This window comes from Streptomyces canus (assembly GCF_030816965.1).
GTDB lineage: Bacteria > Actinomycetota > Actinomycetes > Streptomycetales > Streptomycetaceae > Streptomyces > Streptomyces canus_E.
This window is the reverse complement of record NZ_JAUSYQ010000002.1, coordinates 5,838,647-5,854,057: the sequence shown is the minus strand read 5'-3', so window position 1 is coordinate 5,854,057 and position 15,411 is coordinate 5,838,647. Positions and strand designations below refer to the sequence as shown.

Genomic DNA, 15,411 nt, shown 5'->3' with positions numbered 1-15,411 from the left:
AACGATCCCCCAGTGACCGCATCGACACCGAAGAGTGAGAGCACCCGGATGGCAGACCAGACCCACGTGCTGTTCGTCGAGGACGACGACGTCATCCGCGAGGCCACCCAACTCGCCCTGGAGCGGGACGGCTTCGCGGTCACCGCCATGCCCGACGGCCTGTCGGGCCTGGAGGCGTTCCGGGCCGACCGCCCCGACATCGCCCTGCTGGACGTCATGGTGCCGGGCCTGGACGGGGTCAGCCTGTGCCGCCGTATCCGCGACGAGTCCACCGTGCCGGTGATCATGCTGTCGGCGCGCGCCGACTCGATCGACGTGGTACTCGGTCTGGAGGCCGGCGCCGACGACTACGTCACCAAGCCGTTCGACGGTGCCGTCCTGGTCGCCCGGATCCGTGCGGTGCTGCGCCGCTTCGGGCACGCGGGCGGGGCCGACCGGGGCGAGGAGAGCGCGGACGCGGCCGCCGGGGGCGTGCTGTCCTTCGGCGAGCTGGAGATCGACACCGAGGGCATGGAGGTGCGCAGGGCCGGGCAGCCGGTCGCGCTCACCCCGACCGAGATGCGGCTGCTCCTGGAGTTCTCCTCCGCGCCCGGCACGGTCCTGTCCCGTGACAAGCTCCTGGAGCGGGTGTGGGACTACGGCTGGGGCGGTGACACCCGGGTCGTCGACGTCCATGTGCAGCGGCTGCGGACGAAGATCGGCCAGGACCGGATCGAGACGGTCCGTGGCTTCGGCTACAAGTTGAAGGCCTGAGCGGGGGACCTGGGGTATGCGGGGGATCCTTCGGGGCCCGGTGGCGGATCGGCTGGCCGTGCGGACCGGGCTGAGATGGAAGCTGAGCGCGGCCATCGCGCTGGTCGGCGCGCTCGTGGCGGTCGCGCTCAGTCTGGTCGTGCACAACGCGGCGCGCGTCTCGATGCTGGACAACGCGCGTGACCTCGCGGACGAGCGGATCCAGATCGCCCAGCGCAACTACGAGCTGACCGGCAAGCCGAACTTCCCCAGCATCGCGGTCGACGACCGTCGTCTGCCGCCCGCCCTGCTCGAGAAGGTCGAGGAGGGCCGCCGGGCGACGTACGTCTCCGACCGGCCCGACCGGGGCCCGGACATCTGGGCGGCCGTCCCGGTCAAGGGCGGCCATGTGCTGTCCCTGCACACCGGGTTCACCGACCGCAGCACCGACATCCTCAACGACCTCGACCAGGCCCTGGTGATCGGCTCCATCGCGGTGGTCCTCGGCGGCAGCGCGCTCGGCGTGCTCATCGGCGGGCAGCTGTCACGGCGGCTGCGGAAGGCGGCGGCCGCGGCCAACCAGATGGCCAAGGGCGAGACGGACGTACGGGTGCGGGACGCGATCGGCGGGGTCGTACGGGACGAGACCGACGACCTCGCCAGCGCGGTGGACGCCATGGCGGACGCTCTCCAGCAGCGGCTGGAGGCCGAGCGCCGGGTCACCGCGGACATCGCGCACGAGCTGCGGACACCGGTGACGGGCCTGCTGACAGCGGCGGAACTGCTGCCTCCGGGCCGGCCCACGGAACTGGTCCTGGACCGGGCGAAAGCCATGCGCACCCTCGTCGAGGACGTCCTGGAGGTGGCCCGTCTCGACGGCGCCTCCGAGCGGGCGGAGCTCCAGGACATCCTGCTCGGCGAGTTCGTCGCCCGGCGGGTGGCGGCCAAGGACCCGGAGATCGAGGTGCGCGTGGTGCACGAGTCGGAGGTCACGACCGACCCGCGCCGCCTGGAGCGCGTCCTGTTCAACCTCCTGGCCAACGCCGCCCGACACGGCAAGCCGCCGGTCCAGGTCACCGTCGAGGGCCGGGTCATCCGCGTCCGCGACCACGGCCCCGGCTTCCCCGAGGACCTCCTCGCGGACGGCCCGAGCCGCTTCCGTACGGGCAGCGCGGACCGCGCGGGCCACGGCCACGGGCTCGGACTGACCATCGCGGCGGGGCAGGCACGGGTGCTGGGGGCCCGGCTGACGTTCCGCAACGTCCGCCCCGTCGGCCCGCCGGAGGGCGCACCGGCGGAGGGCGCGGTGGCCGTGCTGTGGCTGCCGGAACACGCGCCTACGGCCACGGGAAGCCACCCGATGCTGCCGTGACCTGCGCCAGCATCAGCTCCTCTCCCCTGGACGGTCGTACCCCGTCTCCATCCGCCCGCCCCCGAAGGGCGCCCCGGCGAAAGTCGCGGTGGCCGTGCTGTGACTGCCGGAACACGCGCCTACGGCCACGGGAAGCCACCCGATGCTGCCGTGACCTGCGCCAGCATCAGCTCCTCTCCCCTGGACGGTCGTACCCCGTCCGTCCGCCCCCCGAAGTAGCGCCGGTCCAGCTCCTCCGCCGGCACGTGCCGGGCCTCACGGAAGCCGGACTCGCGGGCCAGGGCCAGGATCTCGGACGGCCGGAAGAAGCTCAGGAACGGCGTCCCCGCGGCCCGCGCGCCCGCGACGGCGGCCTCGAGCTGTGGCCGCTGCTCCGGCTCGACGTCCTCCAACGGCCGCAGGAAGGTCGTGACCAGCGTGGAACCCGGAGCGAGCCCGGCGACCAGGCGGAACGTGGCCGCGACCGCCTCCCGGGTGAGGTACATGGTGACGCCCGTGGAGGCCACCACCGCGGGCCGCGCGGGGTCGAGCCCCGCCTTGAGGAGCCGCCCCCACCAGTCCCCCTCGAAGTCGACCGGCACGAGCCGCAGCCACTCGGGGACGCCGAGCCCGAGGTCCATGAGCCGCCGCCGTTTCCAGGCCTGCGGGCCGGGCCGGTCGACCTCGAAGACCCGCAGTCCGCTCGACTCGGTTACCTCGGGCCTGCGCTGGGCGAACGTGTCGAGACCGGCGCCGAGGACGACGTACTGGTCCACCCCTCGCCCGACCGCCTCGACGACCAGGTCCTCGACGAACCGGGCCCGGGCCACGATCGACGCGCGGGTGCGGCGCGTGGCGTCCACGTCCATGTCGGGGCGGTCGCGCCAGCCGTCGTCCGGGTCCGCGAGCCGCATCCCGATCTCGTCCTCCAGGACATGCGGCGGCGGATCCGCGCGGACGTGCAGGGCTCGCCAGAGGGCGACCCGTACGGCCGTGTGGTCGGCCTCGACCACGTCCTTTGTCACGCCCAGTCCTTGGAGAAGTCCAGCTCCTCGCTGCGCTGGGTCAGCGAGTACCAGTTGCCGCTGTCGTCGCGGAAGATCGCCTCGATGCCGTACGGCCGCTCCTGCGGCTCCTGGACGAACTCCACCCCGCGCGCCCGGAACGTCTCGTAGTCACCGCGGCAGTCATCCGTACGGAACGCTCCGGCGCCCATCACGCCCTTGCCGACGAGCTTCTTCAGCGCCTCGGCGGACTCGGGGTCCAGGCCCGGGCCGTCGAGGCTCATCAGCGCCAGCTCGACGCCCTGTTGCTCCTTGGCGCTGACGGTGACCCATGTCATCTCGCCCATCGAGACCTCGCTGCGCACCTCGAAGTCGAGCTTCTCGGTGAAGAAGGCTTTCGTGCGTTGCTGGTCGAAGGTCCATACGGTGGCGATGCCCAGTCCCTGGATCATGGCTCTGCCCTCCTGTCGTCCGGTTCCTCTCCGTCACCGTAGGCAGGGCCAGGGCCGGGCCGCTTCTTCAAAGTTGCGGTCCTCTTCGCGATTCTCGCGGTGGGGAACCCGCCGGCCCAGAGCATGGCGTAGCACCCGGGGATCAGGGAGGCGCCGCGGCCCACGTGCCGGGTGCGGTACTCGCTCGGGGTGAGCCCGGTCCGCGCCTTGAAGCGGGCGGAGAAGGTGCCGAGGCTGCTGAAACCGACCAGGTGGCAGATCTCGGTGACGCTCAGATCGGCCCCGCGCAGCATCTCCTCGGCCCGCTCGATCCGCCGGTGCGTGAGGTACTGCCCGGGCGTCTCGCCGTACGCCTCCTTGAAGGCCCGGAGGAAGTGATAGCGCGAGTACCCGGCATGCGCCGCGACGGCGTCCAGGTCCAGGTCCGGATCGGCCCAGTCGCGGTCCATGGCGTCCTTGGCGAGCCGGATCTGCCGCACCTTGTCCATGAGGCCGATGGTGGCACGCGGCACTGACATCGACCCCGCGAGCGCGCACGGAGAAGGCCCCCGGGGCGGACACCGTCCGGGGGCCTTCGGTTCAGCAGGGTCGGTTCAGACCTCGACCAGCGGAGCCGGCGCCGCGTCGTCCGCCGACTTCTGCGGTCCCGCGCCCTTCAGCGGCACCTCCTTGACGAACACCGCCGCCACCAGCGAGACCACGGCGACGATCGCGCCGAGCAGGAACGCCGAGTGCGTGCCGGCCGACACCGCGAACTGGTAGGCCTCGCGCACCGTGTCCGGCAACTTCTCCAGGCCCTTTGCGCTCACCGTCGCGGACTGCTCGGTCACCTTGGCGCCCTGCTCGCCGCCGCGCTCGGCCATGACGTCCTGGACCCGGTGGTTGAACAGCGCGCCCATGATGGCCACACCGAAGGAGGAGCCGAGCGTACGGAAGAGGGTGGTGGACGAGGACGCGACGCCCATGTCCTTCATGTCCACGCTGTTCTGCGCGACCAGCATGGTGATCTGCATCAGGCAGCCCATGCCGAGTCCGACGACGGCCATGAAGACACCGGAGGTGAATCGCGAGGTTCCGGTGTCCATGGTCGACAGCAGGTACAGGCCGATCACCATCAGGACACTGCCGACGACCGGGAAGACGTAGTACCGACCGCTGTCGGTGGTGATCCGGCCCGCGACCATCGAGGTCACCAGCATCGCGCCGAGCATCGGCAGGAGGAGGAGCCCGGAGTTGGTCGCGGAGGCACCCTGCACGGCCTGCTGGTACAGCGGCAGGAAGAGGGTGGCGCCGAACATCACGAAGCCCGTGATGAAGCCGATGATCGACATCAGCGTGAAGTTGCGGCTGCGGAAGATGTGCAGCGGTACGACCGGCTCGGCCGCCTTGGTCTGCCAGAACACGAATCCGACGAGCGCGGCGACACCGATGCCGATCAGCTCCATGATCCGCGCGGAGGTCCAGGCGTACTCCGTGCCGCCCCAGGTGGTCACCAGCACGATGGAGGTGATGCCGACGGTCAGCAGGGCGGCGCCCAGGTAGTCGATACGGGCCTGTGCGCGCTTCTTCGGCAGGTGCAGCACCGCGCTGATCAGGCCGAGCGACACGACACCGAGCGGCAGGTTGATGTAGAAGGACCAGCGCCAGCCCCAGTTGTCGGTGATGGTGCCGCCGACCAGCGGACCGCCGATCATCGCGAGCGCCATGACGCCGGCCATCATGCCCTGGTACTTTCCGCGCTCCCGGGGCGGGATCAGGTCACCGATGATCGCCATGACGCCGACCATCAGACCGCCGGCGCCGAGGCCCTGCACGGCCCGGAAGCCGATGAGCTGCCCCATGTCCTGGGCCATACCGCTGAGCGCGGAGCCGATCAGGAAGAGCACGATCGACGTCATGAAGACGCCCTTGCGGCCGTACATGTCGCCGAGCTTGCCCCAGAGCGGGGTGGCGGCCGCGGTGGCCAGCGTGTAGGCCGTCACGACCCACGAGAGGTGTTCGAGTCCGCCGAGCTCGCCCACGATCGTCGGCATCGCGGTGCCCACGATCATGTTGTCGAGCATGGCGAGCATCATGGTGATCATCAGCGCGAGCAGGACGACCCGCACGCTGCGCTGTTTCTTGTCCGGCTCCGTCTCGACCGTCTGTGTGTCCGCCATCGTTCCCACTCCCCTGAGGTCCTGCGGTACTGCCCCCGCCGGGGCACTTACTTGCCGCCCGGCTAGTTGTCTACACTGGGGAAGTTAGACGGGTAACTAGCCGGGCGTCAAGTAAGTTTTATGGAAAGCCGAGGAGGCACGAGGATGGGCGGCACCATGGACGTCACGAAGCAGCAGCGCCGCGGCAACACGCGCCAGCGCATCCAGGACGTGGCTCTCGGACTCTTCGCGGAGCAGGGGTACGAGAAGACGTCCCTGCGGGAGATCGCCGAGCACCTCGACGTCACCAAGGCTGCGCTCTACTACCACTTCAAGACCAAGGAAGAGATCCTCGTCAGCATCTTCGACGATCTGACGCAGCCGATCCTCGACCTGATCGAGTGGGGCAGGAAGCAGCCGCACACGCTGGAGACCAAGCAGGAGATCGTACGGCGCTACAGCGAGATCCTGGCCGGCGCGGCACCGCTGTTCCGCTTCATGCAGGAGAACCAGGCGGCGGTCCGCGAACTGCGCGTCGGCGAGACGTTCAAGGAGCGCATGCAGGGTCTGCGCGAGATCATCATCGATCCGGAAGCGGACCTGACCGACCAGGTCCGCTGCGTCAGCGCGATCTTCACGATGCACGCCGGGATGTTCTTCCTCCAGGACATCGCCGCCGACCCGGAGGCCAAGCGCAAGGCGGTCCTGGAGGTGGCGACGGACCTGGTCACCCAGGCCCACCGGGGCAGTGCGCACGCGTAGGCGGTCGGCCGCTCAGACCTTGACGCCCTTGGCCCGCAGGAAGGCGACCGGGTCTATCGCAGAGCCGTAGTTGGCGGTCGTGCGGATCTCGAAGTGCAGGTGCGGGCCGCTGGAGTTGCCGGTGTTGCCGGACAGGGCGATGCGCTGACCGGTCTTGACGACCTGGCCGACGTGAACCTTGATCCGGGAGAGGTGGGCGTACTGCGAGTACCTCCCCTTGCCGTGCTTGATCACTATGGCGTTGCCGTAGGCGGCACCGTCACCGGCACCCCCCGGACCCGCCTTGACGACGGTCCCGCCGTGCGCGGCGACGACGGTCGTACCGCTCGGCACGGCGAAGTCCTGCCCGCTGTGCTTGGAGTGCCACATGCTCCCGGACTGCGCGTAGCTCGCGCTGAGCGTGTACTTCTTCACCGGGTCGACCCAGGAGGCCGAGGAGGACGCGGCCGAAGCGACTCCGGCCCCCAGCGCGACCGTCGTCCCGACGGACGCGGCCACGACGGCCACACGGGTGCGGAGCAGGGACGTACGGGAAGAGCGGTTGAAGGCGCGCTGGAACATCAGAACCTCATCGAAGCCGGGGGCAGGAAAAACCATCCGGCGCACAGCGGCGCCCGGATGGGACAACCCTTGGTACCCCCGGGGTTCAAAAACCCCCAAACAGCACATCTACGACGAACCATAGTAATAGGTCTCGCCAGGCCGTGCGAGAAGTCCTGTTCCTCCCAGGATCTCGCCACTATTCCGCCTAGTAACGGACAAATCACCTGTGCGGCAAGTCACCGGCGGCCCGAAGGCAAAAGCCATGCCATGTGACGCACGCCTCTGGCTTCCTACCAACCAGTAACCCTACGGTTCCCCTCGCGCCACCCTCACCAACAAACATGCACGGGACAACTGCAGCGTTTCCGGACGTGAGAGGACCCCCACCACCGTGACAAGCCGACGCCCCTGGGCGCACCGCATCGCCGTAAGCACCGTCTCCGCAGCCGCACTCGTCGCCCTGGCCGTCCCCGCCGAGGCCGCGACGACGACCACCAGCGCTTCCCCGACCGCGACGGCCGCCGCCGAAGACGTCGACTACGCCACCTGGCAGACCGACTGCCAGGCCGTGATGGACCAGGCCCTCCCCTACCTGAAGACACGTATCGCCGCCACCAGGCCCGGCGAGAAGCAGGCGATCGTCTTCGACATCGACAACACCACCCTGGAGACGGACTTCGGCTTCAGCTACCCCGCACCGGCCAACAAGCCCGTCCTGGACGTCGCGAAGTACGCCCAGGAGCGCGGCGTGTCCCTGTTCTTCGTGACCGCCCGCCCCGACATCATCGCCTCGGTGACCAACTACAACCTCAGGCAGGTCGGTTACCAGGTCAGCGGCCTCTACGTGCGCAACTTCATCGACCTCTTCAAGGACGTCGCCGCCTACAAGACCGCCCAGCGCGTCGACATCGAGAACAAGGGCTACACGATCATCGCGAACATCGGCAACAGCGCCACCGACCTGTCGGGCGGCCACGCCGAGAAGACCTACAAACTCCCGGACTACGACGGCCAGTTGTCCTGACCTCCGGCTGGGCTCCATCCGTCGCGGCCCACACGGGGGTGGCGGATGGAGCCGGCGGTACTCGGCACCAAACCTGCGTCCGGCCTGGTGGACAAACCCGTTCGGTTCTCCGCCCGCGTCTCCTGCGGGGCGAGCAGCGCACTCTCGGCGGGAAGGAGGCCCGCGCCCTGGCCCGCACCAGGATCCGCGCGCCCGCCGAGTCCCCAGCAGAACCGCCCTCCCCGGCGTACGGCCCCGACCGGCACGCCCCACTGCCTGTCGCCGACCTCTTCTGCGAGGAGGCCACCACGACTCCCGCCGGAACGGCTCCCCCTGGACAGGCCGAGCCCCAACCGCACGCGCAGGCCGGAGCACTGGCCGCCGGCCCGCACCAGGATCCGCGCGCCCGCCGAGTCCCCAGCAGAAGCGCCCTTCGCGGCGTACGGCCCCGACCGGCACGCCCCGCTGCCTGTCGCCGACCTCTTCTGCGAGGAGGCCGCCACGACCCCCGCCGGAACGGCTCCCCCTGGACAGGCCGAGCCCCAACCGCACGCGCAGGCCGGAGCACTGGCCGCCGGCCCGCACCAGGATCCGCGCGCCCGCCGAGTCCCCAACAGAACCGCCCTCCCCGGCGTACGGCCCCGACCGGCACGCCCCACTGCCTGTCGCCGACCCCTTCTGCGAGGAGGCCACCACGACTCCCGCCGGAACGGCTCCCCCTGGACAGGCCGAGCCCCAACCGCACGCGCAGGCCGGAGCACTGGCCTGGTCTGCGGGAACTGGGTCTGCCGAAGGCGAGAGCGCACATCTCGGGGCTGGACGGCATCGAGGACTTCTCCGCGCCGGCGTGCCGGTTGCCGGCGCTGCGCTCGGTGACCCTGCTGGGTGTGCGGGGGTTATCCGTCTCGCTCGACCCCTTGGCGAAGCGCTCGCGATCGAGGTCCCCCTGGTCGAGCGCTGAGAAGGGGCCGGTGCTTCGAAAAGCACCGGCCCCTTCTGGCGTCGCCCTGAGGCTTACGCCTCCTTGCTCAGGTTCGGCCCGGCACCGCCGGCCGCCTGCTCGATCGGCGGGACGTCGGGCAGCGCCGCCTTCTCCTCACCGCGGAAGGTGAAGGTCTGGGTCTCGCCCTCGCCCTCCGTGTCGACGACCACGATGTGACCGGGACGCAGCTCGCCGAAGAGGATCTTCTCCGACAGCGTGTCCTCGATCTCGCGCTGGATCGTGCGACGCAGCGGCCGCGCACCCAACACCTGGTCGTAACCCTTGGTGGACAGCAGCTCCTTCGCGGACTGGGAGAGCTCGATGCCCATGTCCCGGTCCTTGAGGCGCTCGTCCACCTTGCCGATCATCAGGTCGACGATCTGGAGGATGTCGGCCTGGGTCAGCTGCGGGAAGACGACCACGTCGTCGACGCGGTTGAGGAACTCGGGCCGGAAGTGCTGCTTGAGCTCGTCCGAGACCTTGTTCTTCATGCGCTCGTAGTTGGTCTTCTTGTCACCCGAGGCCGCGAAGCCCAGGTTGAAGCCCTTGGAGATGTCCCGGGTACCGAGGTTGGTCGTCATGATGATGACCGTGTTCTTGAAGTCCACGACCCGGCCCTGGGAGTCGGTCAGGCGACCGTCCTCCAGGATCTGCAGCAGCGAGTTGAAGATGTCCGGGTGGGCCTTCTCGACCTCGTCGAAGAGGACCACCGAGAACGGCTTGCGCCGCACCTTCTCCGTCAGCTGGCCGCCCTCTTCGTAACCCACGTAGCCGGGGGGCGAACCGAAGAGCCGCGAGACCGTGTGCTTCTCGCTGAACTCCGACATGTCGAGGGAGATCAGCGCGTCCTCGTCACCGAAGAGGAACTCCGCAAGGGCCTTGGACAGCTCGGTCTTACCGACACCGGACGGGCCGGCGAAGATGAACGAACCACCGGGACGCTTCGGGTCCTTGAGGCCCGCACGCGTACGACGGATCGCCTTCGACAGCGCCTTGACGGCGTCGGTCTGGCCGATGACCCGCTTGTGGAGCTCGTCCTCCATGCGCAGCAGGCGCGAGGACTCCTCCTCGGTCAGCTTGAAGACCGGGATACCGGTGGCCGTGGCGAGGACCTCGGCGATCAGCTCGCCGTCGACCTCGGCGACGACGTCCATGTCGCCGGCCTTCCACTCCTTCTCCCGCTTGGCCTTGGCGGCCAGGAGCTGCTTCTCCTTGTCGCGGAGGGAGGCGGCCTTCTCGAAGTCCTGCGAGTCGATCGCGGACTCCTTGTCGCGGCGGACACCGGCGATCTTCTCGTCGAACTCGCGCAGGTCCGGCGGCGCGGTCATCCGGCGGATCCGCATCCGGGAACCGGCCTCGTCGATCAGGTCGATCGCCTTGTCCGGCAGGAAGCGGTCCGAGATGTACCGGTCGGCCAGCGTCGCGGCCTGGACGAGGGCCTCGTCCGTGATCGAGACACGGTGGTGGGCCTCGTACCGGTCGCGCAGACCCTTGAGGATCTCGATCGTGTGCGGCAGGGACGGCTCCGCGACCTGGATGGGCTGGAAGCGGCGCTCGAGGGCCGCGTCCTTCTCCAGGTGCTTGCGGTACTCGTCCAGGGTGGTCGCACCGATGGTCTGCAGCTCACCGCGGGCCAGCATCGGCTTCAGGATCGAAGCGGCGTCGATGGCGCCCTCGGCGGCACCCGCACCGACCAGCGTGTGGAGCTCGTCGATGAACAGGATGATGTCGCCGCGGGTGCGGATCTCCTTGAGGACCTTCTTCAGGCGCTCCTCGAAGTCACCGCGGTAGCGGGAGCCGGCGACCAGCGCGCCGAGGTCAAGCGTGTAGAGGTGCTTGTCCTTCAGCGTCTCGGGCACCTCGCCCTTGACGATGGCCTGGGCGAGTCCCTCGACGACGGCGGTCTTGCCGACGCCGGGCTCACCGATCAGGACCGGGTTGTTCTTGGTACGACGGGACAGCACCTGCATGACCCGCTCGATCTCCTTCTCGCGCCCGATGACCGGGTCGAGCTTGGACTCACGAGCGGCCTGGGTGAGGTTCCGGCCGAACTGGTCGAGGACCAGGGACGTCGAGGGGGTGCCCTCGGCAGGCCCGCCGGCGGTGGCGGTCTCCTTGCCCTGGTAACCGGAGAGCAGCTGGATGACCTGCTGCCGCACCCGGTTGAGATCAGCGCCCAGCTTGACCAGGACCTGGGCAGCGACGCCCTCGCCCTCACGGATCAGGCCGAGCAGGATGTGCTCCGTGCCGATGTAGTTGTGGCCCAGCTGAAGGGCCTCGCGGAGCGACAGCTCCAGGACCTTCTTGGCACGGGGGGTGAAGGGGATGTGCCCGGACGGGGCCTGCTGCCCCTGCCCGATGATCTCCTCCACCTGCTGGCGGACCGCCTCGAGCGAAATCCCGAGGCTCTCAAGGGCCTTGGCGGCGACACCCTCACCCTCGTGGATCAGGCCCAGGAGGATGTGCTCGGTGCCGATGTAGTTGTGGTTGAGCATCCGGGCTTCTTCCTGAGCCAGGACGACAACCCGCCGCGCGCGGTCGGTGAACCTCTCGAACATCGTTAATCGCTCCTCAGAGCGGTCAGGCAGTGGGGGGAACTTCCCCTCCCTGTCCTTCCGCAGCTTAGTCCCGCAAGCGGGGACCGCTCATTCCAACTGCCGACACCGTCCTTGGCCTCCTGACCCCGAACGCCGACATCTGCTCCAACCCGATGGTGCGAGACGATGTTCCCGCAGGCCAGGCAGTTACCCCAGTCGCCAGTACGCCGATGGCGAACGTGAGACGGCCTTTCCTGCGTGTCGCCCCCTCCCACTAGGGATGTCTTACCCGCGCGGACCGACACTCCATGCCGCACGCCCCCCGTCCCTCCGCTATGGGCGAACAACCTTGCACCACCCCGCACGCCCGCACGCCCCCTCTTCGGCCACTCTTCGCACCTGCCGGTACACCCAACGTAACTCTTGTGGTCTTTCGGCGGTTGCACTTGGCATGTCCGGCAGCCTCCCCTCTCTCGCCACGGATCTCACCACGGTCCCGCTCCCCCGCCGGCCGCTCGACCTGGCCACCTTCGGCGACGATCCGGTCCGCCGCTGGTACGAGAACGAACTGGGCTGGCCCACGGTGCCCGCGAGCACCGCGGAATCTCCCCTACGACTGCGTCTGGGGCTGCGCTTCGACGTCCTGGACGTTCCGGCCGAGGCCGGCCGCGCGGCCCTGCGCCATCTCGCCGGGTCCTCTCCGGTGGCGATGCGGGGCGACCGTATGGGGCTTCTGGTGGCCGCGGGCAGCACGGAGGAGCTGCCGGGCCTGCTGGAATGGCTGGAGTGGGGCACCCTGGCGCTCGACCTACGCGCGGTCGGCACGGGCGGCGTGATGCAGGCACCGCCTCCGCCGGAGCCCGCGGTGAGCGGAATCGGGGAGGTGCCGTCGGGGCCGTCTACCGAGCCCGTCGAAGACGAATCCCCTGCCCTGGCGGCGCGTCCGGAACCGGGCGGCCTCACGCCTCGGCGGTCGCCTACGGAGGCGAGCCGGGCCGTCGGGAGCCGGCGACCGTTCGTCCAGGGCCGACCGGGCGCCCTGCAGGGGGCCGCCGTGTGGCTGCGGCCCCCCGAGCCTGGGTGCGAGGTCGAGGCCTCGCTGCCGACGTTGTCGGCGCTGGGGGGCGATGGGGGCGCCCCCGATCTCGTACGCGTCGTGAACACGGTGGCGGCGCACTGCCACCGGCTGCGGCTGCGGCGCGCTCGGCCGTAAGCTTTCGCAGGCCCCGGCCGCCACGGACCTTTCGATCAGGCGTTGGCCTTCTCATAAGCCTCGCGAATGCTCGCCGGAACTCGGCCACGGTCATTGACCTCGTAACCGTTCTCCTTCGCCCAGGCACGGATCTGAGCGGTGTCCTGACTGCCACCGGAAGCGGCCCGCGCCTTTCCGCGCCCACCCGCGGCTCGGCCTCCGGTACGGCGACCGCCCTTCACGTAAGGGTCGAGAAGGTCACGAAGCTTGTCCGCATTGGCAGTCGTGAGATCGATCTCGTACGTCTTGCCGTCCAACGCGAACGTGACGGTCTCGTCCGCCTCGCCGCCGTCGATGTCATCGACAAGAAGGACCTGAACCTTCTGTGCCACCGGATTTCCTTTCATCCAATACTTGAGGGCCGGGGGTCTGCGGCGTCCGCCGTTTCGCCGTCCCCTGTTATATGCAGTACTGCAGTACGTCGGAAAGCAAACCGCTTTTGCTGGGAAAACACAAACCCCCGGGAGAGACCGACAGGGCTCTCCTCGTCCGGAAACATGCGCGTTTCGGACATAGGGAACCTGGGCAGGGCCGAGCGCCAGAATCCTGGCGATCACAGATGCAGAAGCATCCGGCTGTTGCCCAAGGTGTTCGGTTTCACTCGTTCGAGACCGAGGAACTCCGCCACGCCTTCGTCATAGGAACGCAGTAGCTCCGCGTAGACATCGGTGTCAACGGGCGTCTCACCGATCTCGACGAAGCCGTGCTTGCCGAAGAAGTCCACTTCGAAGGTGAGGCAGAAAACGCGACGAACACCGAGCCAGCGGGCCGTCTGCAACAACTTCTCCAGCAACTGATGGCCGACCCCGGCACCCTTCAGTCCGGGCTTCACGGCGAGAGTGCGCACTTCCGCGAGGTCTTCCCACATCACATGCAGGGCGCCGAAGCCGACCAGCTCGGCGTTGTCGTCGCGCTCGGCGACCCAGAACTCCTGGATGTCCTCGTAAAGCGTCACGGTCGCTTTGTCGAGCAGGATGCGGTCGTGGACGTAGGAGTCGAGGAGCCGACGGATGCCGGCGACATCGCTGGTGCGGGCCCGCCGGACGGTGATGGCTTTTGCGGTGACTTCGGGGTTCTCGGCGGAGGGACTCTTCGCGGACATGAGCGGACGCTATCGCCCGCCGCCCCGCGATGCCGAGTCGGGGTTCTCCGCGGTCGGCCCCTGGACCATCCGTACGGCGTCCTGGAGTGCCAGTCGCTGTTCCTCGCTCATCATGCCGAAGAAGGCGACGAGAGCGGCGGCGGGGTTGTCACTCTGGGACCAGGCGTCGTTCATCAGTGCGGCGGCGTAGGCGGCCCGTGTGGAGACCGCCTCATATCGATAGGCCCGGCCTTCCGCCTCACGGCGCACCCAGCCCTTCTGATGGAGATTGTCCAAAACGGTCATCACCGTGGTGTAGGCGATGGACCGTTCCTGCCGAAGGTCTTCCAGGACTTCCCGAACAGTGACCGGGCGGTTCCACTTCCACACCCGCGTCATGACCGCGTCTTCGAGTTCTCCCAATGGGCGAGGCACAGCTCAGCACAATAGTGTGAGATCCGGCTATCGGCGTGCCGAACGGCCCTTTCAACACCAAACAGCAACAAAAAGGGCGTACGACTCGGAAAGCACGGTGGCTCGGAGAGTCGTACGCCGACGAGGGCGCCGCGGATCGCTCAGGCGTCGCCCGCGGACCCGGAGGGCTGCTTGGCCCCCTTCGCGCGCGCGAGCGCCGCGTCGACGGCCGCGTCCTCCTTGGCCTTGTTGGCACCGCCCTGGGTCTTCACGATCACCCGGATCAGGCCGATGAAGAACACGGCCATGACGACCGGGGGTAGGAGCGCGGAGACGTAGTCCATGCGTCCAGAGTAGCCAGGCGCACGGGGACAACTCGGGTGGGGTGCGGTCTGTCGCGTCAGCCCGCGGCCAGGTGCTGTGGCGGGTTCGCCGGGGGCGGGGTCGGTTTGCGGCGGGGGAAGACCTCGCCCGGGGTGGGGATGGGCCGCCGGGAGGGCTGGGGGGCGGGGGCGGGTTTCTCCGCGGGTTTCGCCGGCGGCTGGGGCGGACGCTTCGCCGGCTCCTTGGCGTTCTGGTCCGTGGGACCGCCCCGGGCGGCCTCGGAAGGTCCCCCGGAAACACCTCCGGAAAGACCCCCGGGCAGCGCCAGGAGGCGGGTACGGGAGGCGGGGACCGCTGGGGCGGCCCAGGCGCGCCGGGTGGCCGTGGAGCCCGCCAGACGGGCCCGTACGTCCCGTTCGGCCAGCATCTGGCAGCGGCTCAGCAGCGCTGCCGCGACGGGGTTGCCGCGCAGCGCCCTCAGCGCGGCGAGATCGTCGGGCTCCGGCCGGTACCCGGCACCCAGCGCCTCCTCCAGCAGGGTGACGTAACCGGCGGCGGTGCCGGGCAGCGCGGCGCGGTACCGGGCGAGGTCGGCCACCAGGAAAGCGCGCAGCCGGGCGCCTTCACGCACCGCCTCGTCGAGGGACTCGGCGAGGCGGTGGCAGTCCTTGATGTCCTCGGCCGAGGCGGGGGCGGGGTGAAGGGCGAGGGCGAGAGCGCGGCGGAGCACACGCAGCTCCTCCACGCCGAACGCCATGCCGCCGCGAGATCCGTATGGCGTGGGCATGCGGCGACAGTACGCGCTAATCAGACAAATTCGTCATAGGGGACGGGTG

16 protein-coding genes are annotated in these 15,411 nt (G+C 69.2%); 5 read left to right on the top strand and 11 right to left on the bottom strand.

Translation table 11 applies throughout. The features are described from left to right. The first annotated feature begins 48 nt into the window (after positions 1 to 48). Together cseB and cseC are read left to right on the top strand one after the other, a co-directional pair. On the top strand, positions 49 to 753 hold the full coding sequence (cseB, locus tag QF027_RS27935; RefSeq protein ID WP_307077812.1) for a two-component system response regulator CseB: 705 nt from the start codon (positions 49 to 51) through the stop codon (positions 751 to 753). A gap of 16 nt (positions 754 to 769) precedes the next feature. Further along, positions 770 to 2,104 carry a two-component system sensor histidine kinase CseC gene (gene cseC, locus QF027_RS27930; RefSeq protein ID WP_306978006.1) on the top strand — a complete coding sequence of 445 codons (1,335 nt, stop codon included), beginning with the start codon at positions 770 to 772 and terminating at the stop codon, positions 2,102 to 2,104. 119 nt (positions 2,105 to 2,223) lie between these two features. On the opposite strand, the gene QF027_RS27925 is transcribed toward cseC, so the two are convergent. The 4 genes from QF027_RS27925 to QF027_RS27910 all read right to left on the bottom strand — a co-directional run bounded on the left by QF027_RS27925 (position 2,224) and on the right by QF027_RS27910 (position 5,698). Next, positions 2,224 to 3,114, bottom strand: a complete 891-nt coding sequence (locus tag QF027_RS27925) for a class I SAM-dependent methyltransferase (protein WP_307082514.1) — start codon at positions 3,112 to 3,114, stop codon at positions 2,224 to 2,226. After that, positions 3,105 to 3,539 carry a VOC family protein gene (locus tag QF027_RS27920; RefSeq protein ID WP_306978008.1) on the bottom strand — a complete coding sequence of 145 codons (435 nt, stop codon included), beginning with the start codon at positions 3,537 to 3,539 and terminating at the stop codon, positions 3,105 to 3,107. Before QF027_RS27920 ends, QF027_RS27925 begins: the two co-directional genes overlap by 10 nt. After that, positions 3,536 to 4,027, bottom strand: coding sequence for a helix-turn-helix transcriptional regulator (locus QF027_RS27915; protein WP_307077810.1), 492 nt, complete (start codon positions 4,025 to 4,027; stop codon positions 3,536 to 3,538). Before QF027_RS27915 ends, QF027_RS27920 begins: the two co-directional genes overlap by 4 nt. Positions 4,028 to 4,132: 105 nt before the next feature. Further along, the gene (locus QF027_RS27910) at positions 4,133 to 5,698 is read right to left on the bottom strand and encodes an MDR family MFS transporter (protein WP_306978011.1); all 1,566 of its coding nucleotides are present in this window, start codon (positions 5,696 to 5,698) and stop codon (positions 4,133 to 4,135) included. A 144-nt stretch (positions 5,699 to 5,842) separates the two neighbouring features. Between QF027_RS27910 and QF027_RS27905 the strand changes: the two genes are divergently transcribed. Further along, the gene (locus QF027_RS27905; RefSeq protein WP_306978013.1) at positions 5,843 to 6,439 is read left to right on the top strand and encodes a TetR/AcrR family transcriptional regulator; all 597 of its coding nucleotides are present in this window, start codon (positions 5,843 to 5,845) and stop codon (positions 6,437 to 6,439) included. A 12-nt stretch (positions 6,440 to 6,451) separates the two neighbouring features. Here the strand turns inward: QF027_RS27905 and QF027_RS27900 are convergent, their stop codons facing one another. Beyond that, entirely contained in the window at positions 6,452 to 7,000 is a 549-nt protein-coding gene (locus tag QF027_RS27900; protein ID WP_306978014.1) for a M23 family metallopeptidase, read from the bottom strand. Positions 7,001 to 7,373: 373 nt separating this feature from the next. On the opposite strand from QF027_RS27900, the gene QF027_RS27895 reads away from it, so the two are divergent. Continuing rightward, positions 7,374 to 8,006, top strand: a complete 633-nt coding sequence (locus QF027_RS27895) for an HAD family acid phosphatase (protein WP_306978016.1) — start codon at positions 7,374 to 7,376, stop codon at positions 8,004 to 8,006. Between the two features lie 993 nt (positions 8,007 to 8,999). Here the strand turns inward: QF027_RS27895 and QF027_RS27890 are convergent. Further along, positions 9,000 to 11,525 (bottom strand): ATP-dependent Clp protease ATP-binding subunit, encoded by a 2,526-nt coding sequence (locus QF027_RS27890; RefSeq protein ID WP_306978018.1) that lies wholly within the window; start codon positions 11,523 to 11,525, stop codon positions 9,000 to 9,002. Positions 11,526 to 11,955: 430 nt separating this feature from the next. On the opposite strand from QF027_RS27890, the gene QF027_RS27885 reads away from it, so the two are divergent. Beyond that, positions 11,956 to 12,717 carry an SCO3374 family protein gene (locus QF027_RS27885; protein ID WP_307077808.1) on the top strand — a complete coding sequence of 254 codons (762 nt, stop codon included), beginning with the start codon at positions 11,956 to 11,958 and terminating at the stop codon, positions 12,715 to 12,717. 35 nt (positions 12,718 to 12,752) lie between these two features. On the opposite strand, the gene QF027_RS27880 is transcribed toward QF027_RS27885, so the two are convergent. From QF027_RS27880 to QF027_RS27860, 5 genes are all read right to left on the bottom strand, one after another. Then, positions 12,753 to 13,088, bottom strand: a complete 336-nt coding sequence (locus QF027_RS27880) for a histone-like nucleoid-structuring protein Lsr2 (RefSeq protein WP_306978022.1) — start codon at positions 13,086 to 13,088, stop codon at positions 12,753 to 12,755. A 221-nt stretch (positions 13,089 to 13,309) separates the two neighbouring features. Next, complete coding sequence (locus tag QF027_RS27875; protein ID WP_057612446.1) at positions 13,310 to 13,858, bottom strand: amino-acid N-acetyltransferase; 549 nt, start codon at positions 13,856 to 13,858, stop codon at positions 13,310 to 13,312. A 9-nt stretch (positions 13,859 to 13,867) separates the two neighbouring features. Beyond that, positions 13,868 to 14,260, bottom strand: a complete 393-nt coding sequence (locus QF027_RS27870; RefSeq protein WP_373430967.1) for a BlaI/MecI/CopY family transcriptional regulator — start codon at positions 14,258 to 14,260, stop codon at positions 13,868 to 13,870. Between the two features lie 152 nt (positions 14,261 to 14,412). Then, the gene (locus QF027_RS27865) at positions 14,413 to 14,595 is read right to left on the bottom strand and encodes a hypothetical protein (protein ID WP_306978028.1); all 183 of its coding nucleotides are present in this window, start codon (positions 14,593 to 14,595) and stop codon (positions 14,413 to 14,415) included. 56 nt (positions 14,596 to 14,651) lie between these two features. Continuing rightward, the gene (locus QF027_RS27860) at positions 14,652 to 15,332 is read right to left on the bottom strand and encodes a hypothetical protein (RefSeq protein ID WP_307082512.1); all 681 of its coding nucleotides are present in this window, start codon (positions 15,330 to 15,332) and stop codon (positions 14,652 to 14,654) included. Positions 15,333 to 15,411 lie beyond the last annotated feature (79 nt).

Excerpts from the sequence above, each read along its gene's own strand:
- QF027_RS27920 (WP_306978008.1), bottom strand. The coding sequence starts at position 3,539 with ATGATCCAGGGACTGGGCATCGCCACCGTATGGACCTTCGACCAGCAA.
- QF027_RS27860 (WP_307082512.1), bottom strand. The coding sequence starts at position 15,332 with ATGGCGTTCGGCGTGGAGGAGCTGCGTGTGCTCCGCCGCGCTCTCGCC.
- QF027_RS27890 (WP_306978018.1), bottom strand. The coding sequence starts at position 11,525 with ATGTTCGAGAGGTTCACCGACCGCGCGCGGCGGGTTGTCGTCCTGGCT.
- QF027_RS27875 (WP_057612446.1), bottom strand. The coding sequence starts at position 13,858 with ATGTCCGCGAAGAGTCCCTCCGCCGAGAACCCCGAAGTCACCGCAAAA.
- QF027_RS27905 (WP_306978013.1), top strand. The coding sequence starts at position 5,843 with ATGGGCGGCACCATGGACGTCACGAAGCAGCAGCGCCGCGGCAACACG.
- cseC (WP_306978006.1), top strand. The coding sequence starts at position 770 with ATGCGGGGGATCCTTCGGGGCCCGGTGGCGGATCGGCTGGCCGTGCGG.
- QF027_RS27900 (WP_306978014.1), bottom strand. The coding sequence starts at position 7,000 with ATGTTCCAGCGCGCCTTCAACCGCTCTTCCCGTACGTCCCTGCTCCGC.
- QF027_RS27865 (WP_306978028.1), bottom strand. The coding sequence starts at position 14,595 with ATGGACTACGTCTCCGCGCTCCTACCCCCGGTCGTCATGGCCGTGTTC.
- cseB (WP_307077812.1), top strand. The coding sequence starts at position 49 with ATGGCAGACCAGACCCACGTGCTGTTCGTCGAGGACGACGACGTCATC.
- QF027_RS27885 (WP_307077808.1), top strand. The coding sequence starts at position 11,956 with ATGTCCGGCAGCCTCCCCTCTCTCGCCACGGATCTCACCACGGTCCCG.
- QF027_RS27910 (WP_306978011.1), bottom strand. The coding sequence starts at position 5,698 with ATGGCGGACACACAGACGGTCGAGACGGAGCCGGACAAGAAACAGCGC.
- QF027_RS27915 (WP_307077810.1), bottom strand. The coding sequence starts at position 4,027 with ATGGACAAGGTGCGGCAGATCCGGCTCGCCAAGGACGCCATGGACCGC.